This window comes from Xanthomonas sp. D-109, assembly GCF_017746095.1.
Lineage (GTDB): Bacteria > Pseudomonadota > Gammaproteobacteria > Xanthomonadales > Xanthomonadaceae > Xanthomonas_A > Xanthomonas_A sacchari.
In genome coordinates this window covers 35,839-55,800 of the sequence record NZ_JAGHWV010000017.1, presented here as the reverse complement: position 1 = coordinate 55,800, position 19,962 = coordinate 35,839, and the positions used below count along the sequence as shown (strand labels likewise).

The window sequence follows — 19,962 nt, the reverse complement described above, 5'->3', positions numbered from 1 at the left end:
CACGCCAGCACGACTTGCCCGCGGCGGCCACGCTTGCGACCATCGCATTCCCCCTGCGTTTTCCGATGTGCGATGCCTTCGCTGCATACCCTGCTGCCGCCGTGGACACACCGCTGGCTCGACGTGATCGTGCCCGGCGCGCAGATCGTGCTGATCGTGCTTGCGGCCTGGTTGCTGCGGACCGTGCTGCGGCGGCTGATCCGGCGCCTGGGCGAGCACCACGCACTGCCGCCGGAACTGGTGCTGATGGCGCGCCGCGGCAGTGGCTTCGTGATCTACGCGGCGGCGCTGTTGCTGATCCTCGACCGCTTCGGCGTGTCCGGCACCGTGCTGTGGACCGCCTTCACCGGCTTCGCCGCGGTCGCAGCGGTGGCGTTCTTCGCGGCGTGGAGCGTGCTGTCCAACATCTTCTGCACGCTGCTGATCTTCACCACGCGCCCGTTCCGCCTGCACGACCACATCGAGTTGCTGGAGAACGGCGAGAAGGCGGGCCTGAAGGGCCAGGTGATCGACATCAACCTGATCTACACCACGCTGCGCGAGCAGCACGACGACGGCGAGAGCGTGCTGCAGATCCCCAACAGCCTGTTCTTCCAGCGCAGCACGCGCCGCTGGCGCGGCAACCCGGTGCCGCCGGGACTGGGTTGAGCGCCCCACGCCACCCACGCCGACGCTGACGCCATCCACATGACGCAGCCGGTATGGTCGATGCCAGCCGCCTGGCGCGGCGATCTCCCCTTTCCCGACCAGGTACTGCATGGAACCCGTCATTCATCCGTTCGCCGACCTCTTCGCCCAACTCGGCCTGCCCAACAGCGAAGGCGAGATCCGCCAGTTCATCGCCCAGCATGCGCCGCTGCCCGATGGCATGCGCCTGGAAGAGGCCCCGTTCTGGACGCCCGCGCAGGCGCAACTGCTGCGCGAGGAGCGCCTGGAAGACGCCGATTGGGCGATCGTGGTCGATCAGCTCAACATCGCGCTGCACGCGCAGCCCACGCCTTGACCGACCGCGCCGGCTGAGCATCAACGCAGCTGGCTGTCCTTGCTGCCGCGGCGGTTGTAGCCGCTGTGCTCGTGCTGTGCGCGGTCCTGCGCGTCCTGGCAGGCCACGCACAGGCGTACGCCCGGCACCGCCTTGCGCCGCGCCTCGGGAATCGGCGCATCGCAGTCCTCGCAGTGGCTCAGCCCCGGCCCCTGCGGCAGTTGGCTGCGCGCCCGCTTGATCGCATCCTCGACGGTCGCATCGATCTGGTCCTGCACCGCGCCGTCGCCTGCCCACCCTGTGGCCATGGTCGTCTCCGCACTGTTGCCTTGCGTGGATGATGCGGCCGGCACCGGCGAATGCAATGCACGCCGGCTTCACCTAGCCGAGACGTTCATGCGGCGCGGCGCCGCATTCACCAGATCAGGTCGTCCGGTACCTTGAACTGACTGTAGTAGGGATCGTCTTCGCCACTGGCCGGCGTCGCCGCCAGCGCATCGAACACGATGGTCGCCGGATCGCGGGCGACGATCTTCTCCACCACCGCGCGCGGCACCGGCACGTAGCCGGCATCCAGCCGCGCGATCGCCACGCTGCCGGCGATCAGTTGCGCGCGCAGCGCCGCATCCACGCGCAGCCGCTGGATCTTGCCGGCATCGGTGAAGTGGTAGTCGATCTCACCGTCGGCCTTGAGCGCGTGGCTTTCGACCAGTTGCCGCGCCTGTACGCGCTGCTCGTGGGCGCGGGCCTGCGCGTTGCGCTCGGCGGACAGCGCGCGGTCGCGTTCCACGCGCTCCTGTCGCAGCCGCTCGCTCTCCAGTTGCTCGGCGCTGGGCGGCGGCGGGGTCTTGCCCTGCCGCGCCTTGGCCTGCTCGCGCGCGACCTGCGCCACCTGGCTCTTCTTCACCAGGCCGGCCTTGAGCAGTTGCTCCTGCAGGGGATTGCGCATCGGAAGCGTCCACGGACTCGGAATCGGGAGGCGCATGATACCCGCAGCGCCGGCAGCCGCCCGCGAAGGCACTGGTGCCGGATGCCCTGGCGCACGCGGCACGCTAAGGTGGCGGCATGGACACCCTGCGCTATCTCGTCGGCTACCCGCCCCATGTCCTGGACCAGGTGCGCGAGCTGATCGCGCGCCAGCGCCTGGGCGACTGGCTGCGCCGCCGCTACCCCGAGACCAACACGGTGCGCACCGATCGCCAGTTGTACGACTACACGCAGGCGCTCAAGGACCGCTGCATGCGCAGCGCCGAACCGCTGCACAAGGTGATCTACGACAACCGCCTGCAGGCGGTGAAGCATGCGCTGGGCACCCACACCACGGTATCGCGGGTGCAGGGCGGCAAGCTCAAGGCCAGCCGCGAGATCCGCATCGCCGGCGTGTTCCGCGATGCGCCGTCGGCGTTCCTGCCGATGATCGTCGCCCACGAGCTGGCGCACCTGAAGGAAAGCGCGCACAACAAGGCCTTCTACCAGCTGTGCGCGCACATGACGCCGGACTACCACCAGCTGGAGTTCGACCTGCGCCTGTACCTGACCCAGTTGGAACTGGGCGAGTACTGAGACGCCGCTGCGTGGCAGCGCCCCCGCGACGCCCGTACACTGCGCCCCCGACCGATCGCGTACTGCCGATGTCCAGCCCCGTCCGTCTCGACAAGCATCTCGCCGCCCTGCTGCCGTGTTCGCGCGGCGAGGCGCAGCAGTACATCGAGGGCGGCTGGGTCAGCGTGGACGGTGTCGTGGTCGAGGAACCGCAGACGCCGATCACCATCCAGCGGGTGACGCTGGCACCCGACGCGCAACTCGGCCCGGCGCAGGCGGTCACGCTGCTGCTGCACAAGCCGGCCGGGATGCGCGCCGAAGACGCGCTCGCGCTGGCGACGCCCGGCAACCGCAGCGCGCTGGATGCCAGCGACATGCGTGTGCTCAAGCGCCATTTCCTGCGCCTGAGTCTGCCGCTGCCATTGGAGACCGAGGCCAGCGGACTGCTGGTGCTGAGCCAGGACCGTCGCGTGCTGCGGCGGCTGAGCGAGGACGCGGCCACGCTGGAGCAGGAATTCGTGGTGGAGGTCAGCGGCACCTTGCAGCCCTATGGCCTGCACCGGCTCGCGCACGGCCTGCGCCATGGCCAGCGCACGCTGCCGCCGTGCAAGGTCAGCTGGCAGAGCGAACAGCGCCTGCGCTTTGCGATCAAGCACGTGCAGCCGGGCCAGTTGCACGACATGTGCGCGCAGGTCGGACTACAGGTGAGCGGGCTGCGTCGCCTGCGCATCGGCCGGATTCCGCTGGGCAAGCTGGCGCCGGGCGAGTGGCGCTATTTGCCGGAGGGCGAGCGGTTCTGAGGGAGTGCGGGTGCGGCCTCGCCGATCGTTGTTGCCGGCGACCCTACCCTCACCCCAACCCCTCTCCCGGGGGGAGAGGGGCTAGGAGCGCGCGTGGCTCAGGGCTTTGCCAGGGCGCGCTGGATCGCCTGCTCGGCCAGCGGCGCCATCACCGCATAGCCGGCGTTGTTGGGGTGCACGCCGTCGATGGCCACGGTCTTGTCCATGCCGCCGTCGCGGTTGCTCAGCTTGCTGTAGTAATCCAGATACACCGCGCCCTGCTGCTGCGCGTACTGCTGCATCCAGGCATTGAGCGCACGCACCTTCTGTGCCGGTTGCAGGCCCGGGCGCCACGGATAGTCGGTCACCGGCAGCACCGAGGCCAGCACCACCTTGATGTGGTGGGCCTGCGCAAGCTCGGTCATGGCGCTGAGGTTGTCCTCGATCATCTCCAGCGTGGACAGCCCGGTGTTGCCGGCCAGGTCGTTGGTGCCGGCCAGGATCACCACCACCGCCGGCTTCAGGTCGATCACGTCCTGGCGGAAGCGCACCAGCATCTGCGCAGTGGTCTGCCCGGAAATGCCGCGGTTGACGTAGGCGGACTTGCCCGGGAAGAACGTGGTGCCTTCGCGGTGGCCCCAGGCGTCGGTGATGGAATCGCCGTAGAACACCACGCGCGGCGCGTCCGCTGCCGGCGCCGGCAGCGCGGCATTGTCGGCGCGATAGCGCTGCAGTTGCGCCCAGTCCAGCAGCCGCTGCTGCATCGCCTTCACTTCGTCGGGCTTGAGCGTGTCCGGCGCACGCGTGTACAGCGCATCGACCTTGCCCTCCAGCGCCGCGGTGGACGTGGGCGTTGCCGCCTGCACGGCGCCGGCGGCAGTGGCGCACAGCGCGATGGCGAGGGACAACAGCGAGGGGCATTTCATCGGGGCATTCCTTGTGCGGACAACGGTGATCGCACAGTGTAACCAACCCTCCGGATTGCCCATGCGGCGCTGCCGCAGCGCCGCCGCGACTGCGTCGTATCGCATGCGATTCAGCCCGTGCTCACGCTACGGCGATCGCCGGCAGCATCGATGGCGCATATCGCCGCAGCCCATCGCCAGGTGCGTCGTGGCGCACTGTCGAGGCCTGGCAGCACGCGGCTGCGACCGCCATCGCACCATGCACCGACGTGCGTCACGCGCATGCCGCGCCGATGACAGCGCGATGCCGTCGCCATCGTTTTTCGCTATCGCCGCAACCTTTTGCAACCGCCCTAACTTTTTCGTAAGTACATGACACACAAGGATTTCTGCTTCTAGGATGGCCGCGGACGTGACGGGGGGATCCTCACTCCCAAGCCCGAAGGACATCCATGAAAACGCGTGATGCACACCAGAACCTCACCCGCCTGCGGCTGGCGTTGATTCCCGGCTTGATGTTCAGCGCAATGGCGATGGCGCAGTCCGCAGGCACCGCAGCGACGGCGACCGACACCAGCGCCGCAAGCGCGCAATGGCGCAGCGCCTTCTCCGGCGGCACGCCGTTCGCCACGCACAGCCTCTGGGACAGTGCCGGCGGCGGCTTCCTCAACACCCGCTTCGCGCCCGGCGAATGGCAGATCACCCCGTTCAACGCGGCGCGCCTGAAGACCGCGTGGACCTTCACCACGCAAGGCGACGTCTCGGCCACCCCGACCGTGCAGGGCACGGCGCTGTACGTGCCGGACTGGGGCGGCCAGCTGTATCGCATCGACACCGACCTGGGCAAGGCGGTGTGGCAGGTGAAGCTGGCCGACTACACCGGCATCGCCGGCTCGCTGTCGCGCAACAGCCCGGCGATCGCGCGCGACAGCGTGCTGGTCGGCGACCAGGCCAGCGGCACCGTGCTGGCGATCGACAAGACCACCGGCAAGCTGCTGTGGAAGACCCTGGTCGAGTCCAACCCGCAGGCGCGCATCACCGCCTCGCCGGTGATCTACGGCGACCGCGTGTACGTCGGCGTGTCCTCGGGCGACTGGGGCGGGCTGAGCGCCGGCTACAAGTACACCTTTCGCGGCAGTGTCGCCGCGCTGGACCTGAAGACCGGCAAGCTGCTGTGGAGCTTCCGCACCGCGCCGGAGGGCTACACCGGTGCGTCGGTGTGGGGCACGCTGGCGATCGACCCGCTGCGCCAGCGCGTCTACGCGACCACCGGCAACAACTACTCGGTGCCGACCGAGGTCGCCAGCTGCGTCAAGAACGCCAACGGCGACAAGACCGCGCAACTGGCCTGCATGGCGCCGGACAACTACGTCGATTCGGTGCTGGCGCTGGACATGCGCAGCGGCAAGCCGGCGTGGACGCGCCGCCTGCAGGGCGCCGACGCCTGGTCGCTGTCGTGCCTGGTCGCGCCGACCAATGGCCTGTGCCAGGACCCGCAGGGACCGGACTACGACTTCAGCGGCGGCGGCGCCAACCTGTTCACGGCGATCCGCAACGGCAAGCCGCAGGCGCTGGTCGGCGCCGGCCAGAAGAGCGGCGTCTATTGGGCCTTCGACGCCGATACCGGGCAGACCGTGTGGTCGACCCAGGTCGGCCCGGGCGGCACCGCCGGCGGCATCGAATGGGGCTCGTCGGTGGATCCGTTCTCCGGTCGCGTGTACGTGGCGATCAACAACAACGAGCACACGTCGTACACGCTGGCGCCGGGCAACACCGAAACCTGGAACGCCGGCTCCTGGGCCGCGCTGGATGCGGCCAGCGGCAAGATCCTCTGGCAGGTCAAGGTGCCGGGCACCGATCCGGTGCAGACCGCGTTCGGCGCCGGCGGCCGCGGCCCGCTGGCGTCGTCGCCGGGCCTGGTCTACGCGGGCTCGATGTCCGGCGCGATGACCGTGCTCGATGCCAAGACCGGCGCCACGCTGTGGAGCTTCGACGCCGGCGGTTCGGTCTCCAGCGCACCGGCAATCGTCGATGGTGCGGTGTACTGGGGCGCCGGCTACAGCCGCTTCAACTTCGGCACCGGGGTCAACAAGCTGTACAAGTTCGTGCCGTCGAACCGGCGCTGAGCGCAGCCCGCGCTCGCCGTAACGCGTGCATCGCCTCTCCTGCGCAAGCGGGAGGGGCGATGTTGCATCTGGAGCGCATCGCCTCGCGTGCGCAAAAAAAGCCGGCGGGCTTCGCTTCCACGAAGCCCGCCGGCTGTCGGCGTGTTGCTCAGTTGAACGTGTAGTCCAGCGTCAGGAACATTTCCCGGCCGTTGTACTCGCTCGCGGTCTGCCCGGTGGTGACGAACTCGAAGCCGCCGGCGTAGTACGGAATCGCGCCGACCTTGTCGAAGATGTTCGACACGGCGAGCTTTGCGTGCAGATCCGGCGTGATCTGCAGGCCGACCGAGCCGTTCCAGGTGATCCACGCCGGCGCATGGCCCCGGTAGGTGGTGTCCTGCACGGTGACCTGGTTGCCGTCCTGGGTGACCTGGCACACGCCGGTGGAGATCGTCTCGCCGCCATTGGACACGGTGACCATGCTGGGCTGGATGCCGTTGGGCAGCACGTCGCAGCCGGCGTAGTTCGGTGCGCGCATCCGCCCGTTGCGCACGCCGGAGATCGACACGTTCCAACGGCCCTTGGTCCAGTCGGCGATCCAGGTCATGCGGCTGGCCACGTTCTGGTAGCGGGTGTTCTGCAACGGATCGGACGCCAGCACGCGCTGCTTGTACGACAGGTTGTTGGTGTAGTTGATGCCGGCGCGGAAATCGCCGTAGCCGTCGGTGTGGAACTTGTAGTCCAGCGTCGCGTCGACGCCAGCCACGTACAGCGAGGCTTCGTTGATCGGGCCCGACTGCACCGACACGATCTGGCCGTTTGCGTCGCGCGTCACCATCTGGGTGACCATCCGGCAGTACTCCGATCCGGCCACGTGCGCCGTGTACGGCGACAGGCCCGAGGTGCCGTTCGGCTTCAGGCCGGTCAGGCAGCCTGCCTCGTCGGCCAGCACGGTGTCCTGGCCCAGGTACTGGATGGCGTTGTCCACGCCCATGTTCCAGTAGTCGGCCGACACCGACAGCCCCTGCACGCCCGGCACCTGCCAGACGAAGCCGTAGGTCCAGGAGTGCCCGGTCTGCGGCAGCAGCAGGCGGCTGCCGTTGGTGTAGAGCGTGTAGTACTGCGAGGTCGGGCGCTGCACGCTGTTGCACCAGGTGTTGTTGTTCTGCCCGGCCTTGATCGCGTTCACGCACTGCAGCGGGTCGGCATAGAAGCCCACCGGCGAGGTCGAACCGGTCAGGTAGATGGCCTGCATGTCCGGCGCCTTGAAGTTGGTGCCGTAGCTGCCGCGCAGCAGCAAACCGTCGTACGGACGCCACTCCAGGCCCGAGCCCCAGGTACGGGCGATGTCGGCACGGCTGGCGTCGTTGTACTTGTCCAGGCGACCGGACAGCGTCCAGGTCACCGTGTCCAGCACCGGCAAGCGGAACTCCGTGCCCAGCGAGAAGCGCTGCCGGGTGCCGGCGCCGGTGAGATAGGCGCCGAACGGGTTCTGGAAGGTGGACGGATCGGCCGCGCGCGGGTCGGGCGACAGCTTGAAGCCGTTGTGCGCCGCTTCGAACACCGCGGCCCAGCCCACCGACCGATCGGCCCAGGGCAGCTTGAACAGGTCGCCGTTGACGCGCAGTTGCGCCTGGTCGAGCCAGGACGAAGCGGTGTTGACGCCGGTCACCGCGAACTGGTCGTACTGCTGCGGGGTGATCGGGTTCCAGAACTGCTGCCAGTTGAACGCGTAGATCGGCAGGCCGTCGGCGGTGGTGCCCTGCTGCTGGCCGAGGAAGAAGTTGTTGGTGGCCTGCGCGTTGTAGCCGGTGAACTCCTCGCGGACGATGTACTTCTGAGTGTTGAGGTTGAGGTCCCAGTTGAAGCGGCCGTCGAGCACGGTGCCGCGCAGGCCGGCCTGCAGGTTCCAGTTGCGCTCGCGGTCGTAGGTGTTGGCGCTGACGCCGATCTCTTTCTGGGTCAGCTGGCGGATCACCTGGTTGACCGTCTGCCCGGTGGTCTGGTCGTAGAACGGGCCGGCGCTGAACACGTTGAGCTGCGTGTTGGAGATGCCCACGGTCTGGTACAGCGCGGCCGAGCCGTAGAACTGCAGGCCGTTCTGGAAGTCGTACTCGCCCGCCAGATAGCCGCTGTTGCTGATGCTGCCCGGGGTCAGCACCCAGTTCTGGAACAGCGCCGGCTGCGCGCAGTAGAAGCCGTTGTCGGTGACGCCGGTGACCTGGGTGCCGTTGGTGGTCACCGAGTGCGACTGGGTCAGGCGCGAGTTGGTGAACTTGTCGCAGGTGCCGGCGGGCGGCGTGATGTAGCGGCCGTTGGCGTCGGTGGCCGACAGGGCGATCGCGCCGGCGGCGTCGTACTGGTAGCCGAACATGCGCGAGGCCGGCCCCCAGGCGCCGTAGCCCGCGTCGGCCACGGAATCCTGGTAGGGCCTGTCCATGCCCCACAGCGCGCTGCGGTTGGAGTGCTCCAGGTTGTAGGTCACGTGCCAGTTGTCGCCCGCGCGGCCACCGACGAAGTTGATGTCGCCGTAGTCGCGGCCACCGCGCGTCGCACCGCCCAGGGTGACCTGCAACTGGTTGCCCTGGTAGTCCTTCTTCAGGATCACGTTCACCACGCCGGCGACCGCATCCGAGCCATAGATCGACGACGCGCCGGAGGCCAGCACTTCGATGTGATCGATCATCCCGGTGGGGATGTTGTTGAAGTTCTGGAAGTTGCTCTGCTTGTTGAGCGGCTGCGGATAGTCGACCACGCGATGGCCGTCGATCATCAGCAGGCTGAACCCGGGGCCGAGTCCGCGCAGGTTCACCGAGCGCGCATTGACCGAACTGGAGCCCCACGAGGCCGGGTCGGATACCTGCTGGCCCACCTGCGGCAGCGAGTCGAGGAATTCCCACAGCGTGGTGTAGCCCTGCTTCTTGATCTCTTCGCCGGTGATGGTGACCACCGGCGCAGGGCCTTCGACCTCCACCCGCGGGATCAGCGATCCGGTGACCGTCACCGCCTTGAGTTCGACCGGCTTGTCGGCCTTGCCGGCGCCACGGGGCGGGGCCGCGTCATCGGGCGCGGATTGCGCCATGACAGAGGGCGCCCACAGCGCGAGCGCAACGGAACTGGCGATGAGTCCACGCCGGAAAGCGATTCTGTTCACTGGTCTCCCCCCACAGGAGCGATCGATGTTCGAGATGTGCCGAGCCCGCCCTAGCCCCCCGGCCTCGCGCGGGCCGTCCGCGAAGCGGTGCATACACGAACAAAAAGTTCATATATGTGACGCCAGCGTTATAGGCCGAATTTGAATCGATGCAAGCTGCGTTGCAGCACAACGCGACTCGATTTAAGTAATTGAATCTACTGAAATTTGTCGGAAAGCTTACAGAAAGGTTGCAACCGTTCCGAGACTGCGGCCTGGACGCGCCCGAAGGGTCTCTTACTGCGGTGATGGGCACGCACAAGGGGGAGACACGCCACGCGACGCCGAAGGCACACCATCGCCTGGCGAACGCCTGTCGCATCGACAAGACGGCCGTGTCGCGCCGCCACCGCCGTCGCCGCGTCACTACGCAAATCGCGCCGTCTCGCGTCCACTGCGCGGCACGATGGAACGCACCGACATGCCGGCAGCGCGAGGCGCTTCTTTCGCGCCATCACACGCAATGTGAGCAGCTGTCTACGAAACCGGCCTTCCGAGCGTGACGCCTGGCACGCAATCGTGGGGGCGTCGCCCGTAGCCTCGGCAGGCACCCTGAACTCGGGTGCAATGGCATCCGGTCCCCTGCCGGATGGTCTCGTCCCTCTTCGCAAAAGGAAGATCGATGAATCGCAAGCATGCGTTGTACCTGGCGTTGCTGGCTGGCATCGCCAGTCTGTCCCCCGTCGCCATGGCTGCCACTCCCCCAGCAGCCGAAATGGATTCCGCCCCGGTCGAAGCCCGCCCGGATGCCGCCGCGCTCGGTGGCGCCGAGCTGCGCAGCCTCACCCCGGGCAGCGCACACGCGCCGCGCCTGATCGAACTGGCCGCGCCCGACAGCACCAAGGCGGCGGCGATGAAGCAGGCACGCGGGCAACAGGTCAAGAACGGCCAGCCGCTGCAGATCGGCTTCTCCCGCGATGTCGCCAAGCCCGACATCAACCTGCGCCGCCTGTCCTGGCAGACCCTGCCCAATGGCGCGCAGGTCACCAGCTTCGAGATCGTCTCGACCAATGCGCAGGCGCTGCGCGCAGCGCTGCAACTCAGCGGCAGCGGCGCCCAGCCCGGCGATCCGCGCAAGGCGACGCTGCGCTTCGCCGGCGAGGATGGCCGCGTGTTCCAGCAGAGCGGCGCCGATTTCGCCGGCAGCCAGCCCGGCTGGTCGGCGGTGATCGCCGGCGCACGCATGGTGGTGGAGATCGAACTGCCGGCCGGCCAGTATCCGCAAGGCTTCGCGCTGAAGATCCCGCAGCTCTCGCATCTGGACATCAGCCCGGTGGCCAGCGACACGATGATGCGGCCGATGATCGGCGAGAGCGATTCGTGCGAGCGCGACATCGTCTGCCGTGCCAATCCGACCTCCGGCTTCACCTCGGCGGCCAAGTCGGTGGCGCGCATGACCTTCACCAGCGGCGGCAGCACCTACCTGTGCACCGGCACCCTGCTCAACAACAGCAATTCGCCGAAGAAAGCGATGTTCTGGAGCGCGGCGCACTGCATCAGCACCCAGACCGTGGCCAATACGCTGCAGACCTACTGGTTCTACGACGCCACCACCTGCGGCGGCTCCACGGTCAATTCCAACTACACCACGCTCGGCGGCGGCGCCTACCTGCGCTATACCAACACCACCCGCGACACCACGCTGCTCGAGCTCAAGAGCGCTCCGCCGAGCGGCGCGTTCTACGCGGGCTGGAGCAGTTCGGCGATCGGCTCCACCGGCACCGCGATCGAGGGCATCCACCACCCGGCCGGCGACGTCAAGAAGTACTCGCTGGGCAAGGTCACCGCGCTGTCCAGCTCCATCGACGGCAAATCGCCGCTGTACCGCGTGCAGTGGAGCACCGGCGTCACCGAAGGCGGTTCGTCCGGCTCCGGCCTGTTCACCGTCAACAGCAGCGGCGCCTATCAGTTGCGCGGCGGCCTGTATGGCGGATCTTCGTACTGCAGCGCGCCGAGCGATCCGGACTACTACTCGCGCTTCGCCGACGTGTATTCGTCGATCCAGCAGTACCTGAGCCCGTAAGCCAAGGTCCGGGAGGGCCGTACTCCCGCACCTGCGCCTAGGACAGGCCGTCTCACACGGGCGGCCTGTCCGTTTCGCACGCGGTGGACACACCGGCTACACTCGACGCATTCCCCTACCGGCAGATGCGCATTGGCCAAGCCCAACTACTCCTTCGAAAAACGTCAGCGCGAGCTGGCCAAGAAGAAACAGCAGGAAGAAAAGGAAGCGCGCAAGCGCGAAGCGCGTGCCGCAGCCGCCAAGCCTGCCGCGGACGGCGACGCCGCACCGAACGACGCCGACACCGCCAGCGACGCCTAGGCCGCCGCGGCACGGCAGGCGCCTGCCGCACAGCGTGACGCTTCCATCATTGACCTGTCGCGCGACGCACCTGCATCGACGCGACATGACCGGCCTCGCGCTCAGCCGACCTTCTTGGCCAGCATCGTGCCCAGCACGAACAGCACCAGGGCGATGGCGATGCCGGCCCAGAACAGGAACTTGGCAACGCCCATCGCTGCGCCCGCCACGCCGCTGAAGCCGAGCGCGCCGGCGATGAGTCCGATGATGGCGATGATGATGGCCCACTTGATCATGATGCGGTCTTCCCGAAACGAGGACAGGCGCACGCCACCGTGGCGTGCACTGGCGCCGGCAAACGGCCGGCGCTGATGCGGGAGACTAGCCAGCGCGGGATGCGCACGCGGTGAAACGCGGATGCACGCGCCGTGCACGCATCGCCACCGCGCATGCAGCAGCACGCCCTGCATGTTGGCGATGCGGTGCTGCGGCAACAGGCGCGGAACCTGCGCGTGCACGCACCGCTCCTGCACATCGCGTCCACCCTCCCGTCACGGACCGCGCGCGCGCCGCCCGGCACAGTGCAGCCGGGCACTGTCGCCCGCTCGGAGATCCGCATGGCCAGCCCGCAGGAACTGGAAGAGAAATTCTGGAAGGCATTGAAGTCCGACCGCACCGTGATGCTGGGCCTGGACGGCGTCGAGGACGGCCACGCCCGCCCGATGACCGCGCAGTTCGAGGGCGAGCGCGGCGGCCCGATCTGGTTCTTCACCTCCAAGGACAACGCGCTGGTGCAGAAGCTGACGCAGAGCCAGCGGGTGATCGCCGCGTTCAGCGCCAAGAACCACGATCTGTTCGCCAGCATCAGCGGCACCCTCAGCGTCGATAACGACCAGGCGGTGATCGAGCGCCTGTGGAACGGCTTCATCGACGCCTGGTACGAACAGGGCAAGGACGATCCCAAGCTGGCGCTGCTGCGCCTGGATCCGGACCACGCGCAGATCTGGCTCAACGGTTCGAGCCTGATGGCCGGCATCAAGGTGCTGTTCGGCATCGATCCCAAGCGCGACTACCAGGACAAGGTCGCCGACGTGCCGCTGCGCTGAGCGGCACGCGACGCGATGCACGCCAGCCGGCCGCTCGCCGGCTGGCAGATACGTTCAGCGAACCGACGCGACCGGCAGGTGCTGGCGGATGGCCTCACGCAGCCCGCGTTCGCACTGTCGCGTCGCCGCGTCCACGTCGTTCTCGGCCAAGGCTTCGGCACGCGCCAATGCAGCCAGTGCGGCATGCTGGTCGCCACGCCGCGTCGCCATCAGCGCCTGGCAGCGCGGGCGCAACGCCGGCACCGCCCAGTCGAGGTCGGCCGTCAGCGCCGCATCCAGGGGGTCGGCAGCGTCCTCACCGGCCATGGCCCGCGAGAACGCGAGTTCGCAGCGCAGCAGCGCGATCATGGTGTGCCAGGATTCGGCGACCGGCGCAGGCAGCGTCGCGACCTGCGCCTCGAAGTCCGGCTGCAGGGCCGCGGCGTGCGCCCACTCGCCACGGTTCTGCATGGCTTTCAGCGTGAACCAGACATGGAAAAACCAGCCATCGCCGTCCGCGAGCAGGGCCAGGCGGTGTGCCGGCAACTTGTCCGCGGTGACGCCGCGCGATGAGAGGCCGTTGAGTTCGGCGAGTACGTCGACGAGGGCGTCAGGATCGCGCGGGCGGGCCTGTCGCAACAACTGCAGACCATCACTGGCCCCGCTCGGACTCTGCGAGGGCACCAGATTGACCAGGCCTGCCGCCAGATTGAACACCGCTGCGCCGGTGCAGAAGGCGCCGCTGGAGCTGCCCGGACCCCAATGCCATGCCAGGACACCGCACCCCGCCGCCGCCAGCAGATTGGCCAGCGGACCGCCGGCGATCAGCAGCAGATACTGCCGACGCACCGCCGCGTAGGGATTGGGCACCGCGATCACGCTGCCCGCGTTGTCGCCCGGACGCATGCGTTTCCAGCGGATCCGCCAGCCGCGACGGCGCGCGAGCAACTGCAGCGGGCCCACATGCACCCGGTACACGGTCATGCCGATCGCGCGCGCCGCCAATGCGTGCCCGCCTTCGTGGATGGCGACCGTGGCCAATGCCGCCAGCGGGAACAGCAGCATCGCCAGGAACGGCTCCAGCGAGGACGTGACCAGGTGCGCCAGGGCGAAGCAGCCGGCCAGCATCGCCAGCGCCCCCACGCTCATCAGGACGCCGCGGACGCCACGGAACAGCAGATCGAGCCAAGGCGGCGCCGCCCAGGGCATGGAGGGTTGTGCGCCGGCACTCATGCGCAGCTGCCCTCGTGCTGCGCGCCCAGCACCGCACCGCCCAGCGGCCCGTTGCGATCGCCCCCTGCGCCGTACCGCGTCTTGCGTCGTCTACCGAGCCCCTGCACGTTTCGCCTGTGCCGTCCGAGCGTGCGCCTGTCGCGACTAGCGACGATAGCGCACCGCCAGTTGGGCGGCCGCGGCGGCGCGATGCCGGCGCAGGGCCAGCCCGAGCGGGCTCATGGTGGCGACATCGGCGTCGCCCGACTGCTCCTCCAGGGCGCGCTGCACCCGTGGCGACAGCCCCCAGTCCGCGGAAATGGCCTTGGCGCAGTGCGCCGACCACGCCTCCAGCATCTCGGTCATCGCCGCCGGCGTTGGGGCTGCCTCGGCGTGGCGTGCATGGACATCGCGCAGCACCTGCACCACCGAGACCGCGCCCAGCCCGCACAACAGCGCCAGCAATTGCGCGGCGTTCGCATCCTCGCGGTCTGGGACCTGGGAGGCGGCATGCGCCGACAGCAGGGTGTGTTCCCACAGCACCGCCGCACAACGGCCGAAGACGCTGCCGTCGTCGACGATCACTGGCTGCAGCAGCGCCGCCAGCACGATCTGGCGCAGGCCCTCGGTACCGAGCAGGGCCACCGCCCGCTCCAGGTTCTCGATCGGCTCGGGATGGCGGCGGTAGATGACGCTGTTGGCGATGCGCAGCAGATTGCCGGCCAGCGCCGGATCCTGGCCGAGGATCGTGGCGATGGCATGGGCGCCGGCGGCCGGATCGTTGATCGCGCGGGTGAGCTGCGGCAGCAGATGCGGGCGCCGCGGCGTATAGCGCGGATGCGCGTCGATGCGGGCGAGCACTGCGGCGGCATCGGCCATGACCGCCGGCGCGACCGCGGCCGATGCATTGACCGGCCGACCGGCGAACGCCAGTTCGCACAGCCGCGCCAGGATCGCGGCATCCGGCACCGGCTCCAGGTCGAGCAGGGCCGGGTCGGCGAACGGGTCGACGCCCTGCTCCACCGCGTCGACAGACGCGGCTGGCGCAGTGCGTGCAGACGCGGCCGGCGTCTCGGGCAGGTCGGCATCGTCGGCGCCGACGCGCGCCTGCCGCGCCTCGGCCGCATCGCCTTCGCCACGGCGCAGCCACCACCAGAGTCCGGCTCCCAGCACCAGCACACCCGCACTGATGGCAATCCACATGATCGGCACGATCGTCGTCATCCGCAAAACATCGCCAGGTCCCCGCGCCCGGCCACCGGTGCGCGCCCATGCGGCGCGCCATGTCATTCAAGCACGCCGCGCGGGGTTCTGCGCAACGTCGGCGTCACGCGGCGGCCGGCCTCCGCCAGGCGGCCATGGACAGCGCGCGATCGCACCAGCCGGTGGCAAGCAAGCGGCGTGCCGCAGCGTCCGCCAGCGCGCCGTCCAGTTGCTGCGCCAATCTCCACAGCGCACCGCACAGCGTGCGCGGCCGATCCGGGCCCAGGCCCGGGGACGCACGACGACTCGCCTCTCGGCGGCGACAGGACCGCGCGCGCTCAGGGCGGCGCGGGCGCGGACACCGTGCGATGGCCGTAGCTGAGCACCCGGGTCAACTTCCAGCCATCCGGGTCCTGGCGCCACACCATCACGAACTTGGCAATGCCCTCGCAGCGGCCGCTGGCCAGTTCGCAGAAGCGGTGTTCGCCTTCCTCGATCGCCCCGAAGTCCTTGACCGGGTAGACCCGCAACGTGCCGGGCAGCAGTTCGCGGCGGACCTTGCCGCAGATCCATTTGCGCGTGTTGTCGACGACGCTCGCGCGATCCCGGGTGACGCCGCCGGTGTCGTGGTAGAACTCCACGTCCGGCACGAACATGGACTCGAACACGGCCAGGTCGCAACGGTTGTAGGCATCGAACAGGCGCTGATCCAGCGCCGCGACGGTGTCGAACAACGGTCCCGCCGCGCCGTCATCGGCCGGTTTCGCCGCGCCGGCCACCGCCGCGCATGCGATCAGCCACAGCGCTCCCCAGGCTTTCATCGGCAAGCTCCCCGTGTGTCGATGCGCCACTATGGGCCTGTCGCGACAGCGGCCGCAACACGGCCGCATGCGCGCGCGACCGCCAGCGCGATGCACGCCTGCCGCAGCGAGGCGCGCGCCAGGCATGCTCGCCGCCGACGGCATCGGCGGCGCCCGCACCCGTGGGCGCTACATGTTGCGCCGATACTCGCCGCCCACCTCGTACAGCGCGTGGCTGATCTGGCCCAGGCTATGGGTCTTGACCGCCTCCATCAGCGCCGCGAACACGTTGCGGCGCTCGCGCGCGGTGCGCTGCAGCGCGCCCAGGCCGGCGCCGTCGGCGGCCAGCGCCAGCGCGTTGCGGCGCTGCTGCCAGTCGCGCACGTTGCCGATCTGCTGGTCCTTTTCCTGCTCGGTGGAGCGGATCAGTTCGATCTCGGTCGCGGTCTCGCCGGCATGCTGCTTGGGCAGGAAGGTGTTGACCCCGACCAGCGGCAGGCTGCCGTCGTGCTTCTTGTGCTCGTAGTAGAGGCTCTCTTCCTGGATCTTGCCGCGCTGGTACATGGTGTCCATCGCGCCGAGCACGCCGCCGCGCTCGCTGATCGCCTCGAACTCCTTGTACACCGCTTCCTCGACCAGGTCGGTGAGCTGCTCGACGATGAAGCTGCCCTGCCAGGGGTTCTCGCAGAAGTTCAGCCCCAGCTCCTTGTTGATGATCATCTGGATCGCCACCGCGCGGCGCACGCTTTCCTCGGTCGGCGTGGTGATCGCCTCATCGTAGGCGTTGGTGTGCAGGCTGTTGCAGTTGTCGAACAGCGCGTACAGCGCCTGCAGCGTGGTGCGGATGTCGTTGAACTGGATCTCCTGCGCGTGCAGCGAACGGCCCGAGGTCTGGATGTGGTACTTCATCATCTGGCTGCGCTCGTTGCCGCCGTAGCGCTCGCGCATCGCCCGCGCCCAGATGCGCCGCGCCACCCTGCCGATCACGGTGTACTCCGGGTCCATGCCGTTGCTGAAGAAGAAGCTCAGGTTCGGCGCGAAATCGTCGATGTGCATGCCGCGCGCCAGGTAGTACTCGACGATGGTGAAGCCGTTGCTGAGGGTGAAGGCGAGCTGGCTGATCGGGTTCGCGCCGGCCTCGGCGATGTGATAGCCGGAGATCGACACCGAGTAGAAGTTGCGCACCTTCTGCTCGACGAAATACTGCTGGATGTCGCCCATCATGCGCAGCGCGAACTCGGTGCTGAAGATGCAGGTGTTCTGCGCCTGGTCCTCCTTGAGGATGTCGGCCTGCACCGTGCCGCGCACGCTGGACAGGGTCTGCGCCTTGATCTGCGCATAGGTCTGCGCATCCAGCAACTGGTCGCCGCTGACCCCGAGCAGGGCCAGGCCGAGACCATCGTTGCCCGGCGGCAACTCGCCGTGATACCGCGGGCGTTCGCGGCCCTCGAACAGCCGCGCCAGGGTCTGCTCGGCCTGCGCCCAGCGCTGCGCGTCGGCCTTGAGATGTTTCTCCACCTGCTGATCGATGGCGGTGTTCATGAACATCGCCAGGATCATCGGCGCCGGGCCGTTGATGGTCATCGACACGCTGGTGGTCGGCGCGCACAGGTCGAAGCCGGAGTACAGCTTCTTCATGTCGTCCAGGGTCGGGATGTTGACCCCGGAGTTGCCGATCTTGCCGTAGATGTCCGGGCGCGGCGCCGGGTCCTCGCCGTACAGGGTGACGCTGTCGAAAGCGGTGGACAGGCGCGCGGCCGGCTGGCCGACGCTCAGGTAATGAAAGCGCCGGTTGGTGCGCTCGGGCGTGCCCTCGCCGGCGAACATGCGGATCGGGTCCTCGCCGGTGCGCCGGTACGGATACACGCCGCCGGTGTACGGATAGCTGCCGGGCAGGTTCTCCTTGCCGAGGAAGGTCAGTAGTTCGCCCCAGCTCTTGTAGCGCGGCGCGGCGATCTTCGGAATGGACTGGTGGCTCAGCGACTCCCGGTAGTTCTCCACCCGGATCGACTTGCCGCGCACCGCGTACTCGGTGACCGGATCGGTGATCGACTTCAGCCGTTGCGGCCACTCGCGCAGCAGTTTCAGCGATTCACTGGACAGCGACTGCAAGGCATCGTTGTAGCGCTGGCGCAGCAACAGCAGGGTCGCGTCCACGACAGCGTCGGACGCCTCGGCGGATGCGCGCGACGCCGGCAGCAGATCCTGCGCCGCATACAGTTCCAGTTGCGCCGGCAGTTGCGGATCCTGCAGTTCGTGCAGCGCCTGCCAGAACGCCTGCGCGCGGTCGGCGGCCTCGGCCTGGCGCAGCACCCCGGCATTGAGCGCCCGACCCTGCTCGGCGATCTCGGCCAGGTAGCGCACGCGCGCGCCGGGGATCAGCACGGTGGCGCGCGGCTCCTTCAGCGTGGTGTCGAGCTGCGGGCGAAAATCGCAGTGCGCCGGCGGGCCGGCGGCGGCATCGGCCTGCGCCGTCAGCTTGTCGCGCAGCAGGCGGCACAGGTTGACGAACATCCAGCTCACGCCGGGGTCGTTGAACTGGCTGGCGATGGTCGGATACACCGGCACCGCCTCGTCCTCCAGCTGGAACGCCGCACGGTTGCGCCGCCACTGCTTGCGCACGTCGCGCAGCGCGTCCTCGGCGCCGCGCCGGTCGTACTTGTTCAACACCACCAGTTCGGCGAAGTCGAGCATGTCGATCTTCTCCAGCTGGCTCGGCGCGCCGTAGTCGCTGGTCATCACGTACACCGGGAAATCCACCAGATCGACGATCTCCGAATCGCTCTGGCCGATACCGGCGGTTTCCACGATCACCAGGTCGTAGCCGATGCCCTTGAGCAGCGCGATGCAGTCCTTCAGCACGCGATTGGTGGCGGCGTGCTGGCGCCGCGTGGCCATCGAGCGCATGTACACGCGCGGGCTGCGCAGCGCGTTCATGCGGATGCGGTCGCCGAGCAGCGCACCGCCGGTGCGGCGCCGGCTGGGGTCCACCGACACCACCGCGATGCGCATCTGCGGGAAGCTGGCCAGGAAGCGGTTGAGCAATTCGTCGGTGACCGAGGACTTGCCGGCACCGCCGGTGCCGGTCAGGCCCAGCACCGGGGCGGCGCGCCGGCTGCGCGGCTCGGCCGCGGACGCTGCGCCGGACTGCCACTGTTTGCGCAGCAGCGCCAGTTCCGCCTCCGAGAACGCGCCGTCCTCGATCGCCGACAGCATCCGGCCGATCCCGATCTCGTCGTCGATGTCCGGCAGCGGGGAGCCGGCCGGCGACGCGCCACGCGCCTCCGCCGCGGTCTCGCGCCCTTGCCCGGCACGCGCCACCACGTCCTCGATCATCTCCACCAGGCCCATCTTCATGCCGTCGTTGGGGTGGTAGATGCGCTCCACGCCGTAGGCCTGCAGTTCGGCAATCTCCTCGGGGGTGATGGTGCCGCCACCGCCGCCGAACACCCGCACATGCGCGGCGCCGCGCTCGCGCAGCATGTCCACCATGTACTTGAAGTACTCCACGTGGCCGCCCTGGTAGGACGACAGCGCGATCGCGTCGGCATCCTCCTGCAGCGCCGCGCGCACCACGTCCTCGACGCTGCGGTTGTGGCCGAGATGGATCACCTCGGCGCCCTGCGCCTGGATCAGGCGGCGCATGATGTTGATCGCCGCATCGTGGCCGTCGAACAGGCTGGCGGCGGTGACGAAACGCAGGGGACTGGCGTCGGTCTGCGGCAACGGAACGCGGGACGCGGGAAGGCTCATCGTGCGGACATCGAAAAGAGAATGCCGCGATTCTAGGCGCGCAGCGCGACACGGGCAGGTTGCGCTGCAGCATGCGCACGCGGGCGGCAAACCGCGTACGC

17 protein-coding genes are annotated in these 19,962 nt (G+C 68.6%); 8 read left to right on the top strand and 9 right to left on the bottom strand.

Annotated features, from left to right (window positions below):
• Nucleotides 1–72: 72 nt before the first annotated feature.
• Both J7357_RS16485 and J7357_RS16480 read left to right on the top strand, forming a co-directional pair.
• On the top strand, nucleotides 73–648 hold the full coding sequence (locus J7357_RS16485) for a mechanosensitive ion channel family protein (RefSeq protein WP_209248146.1): 576 nt from the start codon (nucleotides 73–75) through the stop codon (nucleotides 646–648).
• 109 nt (nucleotides 649–757) lie between these two features.
• Entirely contained in the window at nucleotides 758–1,003 is a 246-nt protein-coding gene (locus tag J7357_RS16480) for a DUF2789 domain-containing protein (RefSeq protein WP_209248144.1), read from the top strand.
• Between the two features lie 20 nt (nucleotides 1,004–1,023).
• Here J7357_RS16480 and J7357_RS16475 read toward each other — a convergent pair whose 3' ends face one another.
• Nucleotides 1,024–1,290 carry a DksA/TraR family C4-type zinc finger protein gene (locus J7357_RS16475; protein WP_010342319.1) on the bottom strand — a complete coding sequence of 89 codons (267 nt, stop codon included), beginning with the start codon at nucleotides 1,288–1,290 and terminating at the stop codon, nucleotides 1,024–1,026.
• Nucleotides 1,291–1,397: 107 nt separating this feature from the next.
• Complete coding sequence (locus J7357_RS16470) at nucleotides 1,398–1,931, bottom strand: DUF2058 domain-containing protein (protein WP_209248142.1); 534 nt, start codon at nucleotides 1,929–1,931, stop codon at nucleotides 1,398–1,400.
• A gap of 116 nt (nucleotides 1,932–2,047) precedes the next feature.
• Here J7357_RS16470 and J7357_RS16465 point away from each other — a divergent pair, with 116 nt between their 5' ends.
• Nucleotides 2,048–2,545, top strand: a complete 498-nt coding sequence (locus J7357_RS16465) for a M48 family metallopeptidase (RefSeq protein ID WP_209248140.1) — start codon at nucleotides 2,048–2,050, stop codon at nucleotides 2,543–2,545.
• Between the two features lie 68 nt (nucleotides 2,546–2,613).
• Nucleotides 2,614–3,324: an rRNA pseudouridine synthase gene (locus J7357_RS16460; protein WP_209248138.1), complete on the top strand. Its 711-nt coding sequence runs from the start codon at nucleotides 2,614–2,616 to the stop codon at nucleotides 3,322–3,324.
• A 98-nt stretch (nucleotides 3,325–3,422) separates the two neighbouring features.
• Here J7357_RS16460 and J7357_RS16455 read toward each other — a convergent pair whose 3' ends face one another.
• Nucleotides 3,423–4,229, bottom strand: coding sequence for an SGNH/GDSL hydrolase family protein (locus J7357_RS16455; protein ID WP_209248136.1), 807 nt, complete (start codon nucleotides 4,227–4,229; stop codon nucleotides 3,423–3,425).
• 506 nt (nucleotides 4,230–4,735) lie between these two features.
• Here J7357_RS16455 and J7357_RS16450 point away from each other — a divergent pair.
• Nucleotides 4,736–6,334 carry a PQQ-binding-like beta-propeller repeat protein gene (locus J7357_RS16450; protein WP_244667613.1) on the top strand — a complete coding sequence of 533 codons (1,599 nt, stop codon included), beginning with the start codon at nucleotides 4,736–4,738 and terminating at the stop codon, nucleotides 6,332–6,334.
• Between the two features lie 148 nt (nucleotides 6,335–6,482).
• Here the strand turns inward: J7357_RS16450 and J7357_RS16445 are convergent, their stop codons facing one another.
• Nucleotides 6,483–9,395 carry a TonB-dependent receptor gene (locus tag J7357_RS16445; RefSeq protein ID WP_209248132.1) on the bottom strand — a complete coding sequence of 971 codons (2,913 nt, stop codon included), beginning with the start codon at nucleotides 9,393–9,395 and terminating at the stop codon, nucleotides 6,483–6,485.
• 733 nt (nucleotides 9,396–10,128) lie between these two features.
• On the opposite strand from J7357_RS16445, the gene J7357_RS16440 reads away from it, so the two are divergent.
• A complete protein-coding gene (locus tag J7357_RS16440; RefSeq protein ID WP_043092707.1) occupies nucleotides 10,129–11,529 on the top strand; it encodes an endoproteinase ArgC in 1,401 nt (466 codons plus the stop codon).
• 132 nt (nucleotides 11,530–11,661) lie between these two features.
• On the top strand, nucleotides 11,662–11,829 hold the full coding sequence (locus J7357_RS16435) for a hypothetical protein (RefSeq protein WP_019799133.1): 168 nt from the start codon (nucleotides 11,662–11,664) through the stop codon (nucleotides 11,827–11,829).
• A 101-nt stretch (nucleotides 11,830–11,930) separates the two neighbouring features.
• Here J7357_RS16435 and J7357_RS16430 read toward each other — a convergent pair whose 3' ends face one another.
• Nucleotides 11,931–12,104, bottom strand: a complete 174-nt coding sequence (locus J7357_RS16430) for a DUF1328 family protein (RefSeq protein WP_209248214.1) — start codon at nucleotides 12,102–12,104, stop codon at nucleotides 11,931–11,933.
• A 321-nt stretch (nucleotides 12,105–12,425) separates the two neighbouring features.
• On the opposite strand from J7357_RS16430, the gene J7357_RS16425 reads away from it, so the two are divergent.
• Nucleotides 12,426–12,914, top strand: a complete 489-nt coding sequence (locus J7357_RS16425) for a pyridoxamine 5'-phosphate oxidase family protein (protein WP_209248130.1) — start codon at nucleotides 12,426–12,428, stop codon at nucleotides 12,912–12,914.
• Nucleotides 12,915–12,968: 54 nt separating this feature from the next.
• Here the strand turns inward: J7357_RS16425 and J7357_RS16420 are convergent, their stop codons facing one another.
• From J7357_RS16420 to J7357_RS16405, 4 genes are all read right to left on the bottom strand, one after another.
• Nucleotides 12,969–13,958: a M50 family metallopeptidase gene (locus tag J7357_RS16420; protein ID WP_209248128.1), complete on the bottom strand. Its 990-nt coding sequence runs from the start codon at nucleotides 13,956–13,958 to the stop codon at nucleotides 12,969–12,971.
• A gap of 312 nt (nucleotides 13,959–14,270) precedes the next feature.
• Nucleotides 14,271–15,329: an HDOD domain-containing protein gene (locus J7357_RS16415; protein WP_209248127.1), complete on the bottom strand. Its 1,059-nt coding sequence runs from the start codon at nucleotides 15,327–15,329 to the stop codon at nucleotides 14,271–14,273.
• A gap of 317 nt (nucleotides 15,330–15,646) precedes the next feature.
• Nucleotides 15,647–16,129: a nuclear transport factor 2 family protein gene (locus J7357_RS16410; protein WP_209248125.1), complete on the bottom strand. Its 483-nt coding sequence runs from the start codon at nucleotides 16,127–16,129 to the stop codon at nucleotides 15,647–15,649.
• 168 nt (nucleotides 16,130–16,297) lie between these two features.
• Nucleotides 16,298–19,861 carry a methylmalonyl-CoA mutase family protein gene (locus tag J7357_RS16405; protein WP_209248123.1) on the bottom strand — a complete coding sequence of 1,188 codons (3,564 nt, stop codon included), beginning with the start codon at nucleotides 19,859–19,861 and terminating at the stop codon, nucleotides 16,298–16,300.
• Nucleotides 19,862–19,962: the final 101 nt, after the last annotated feature.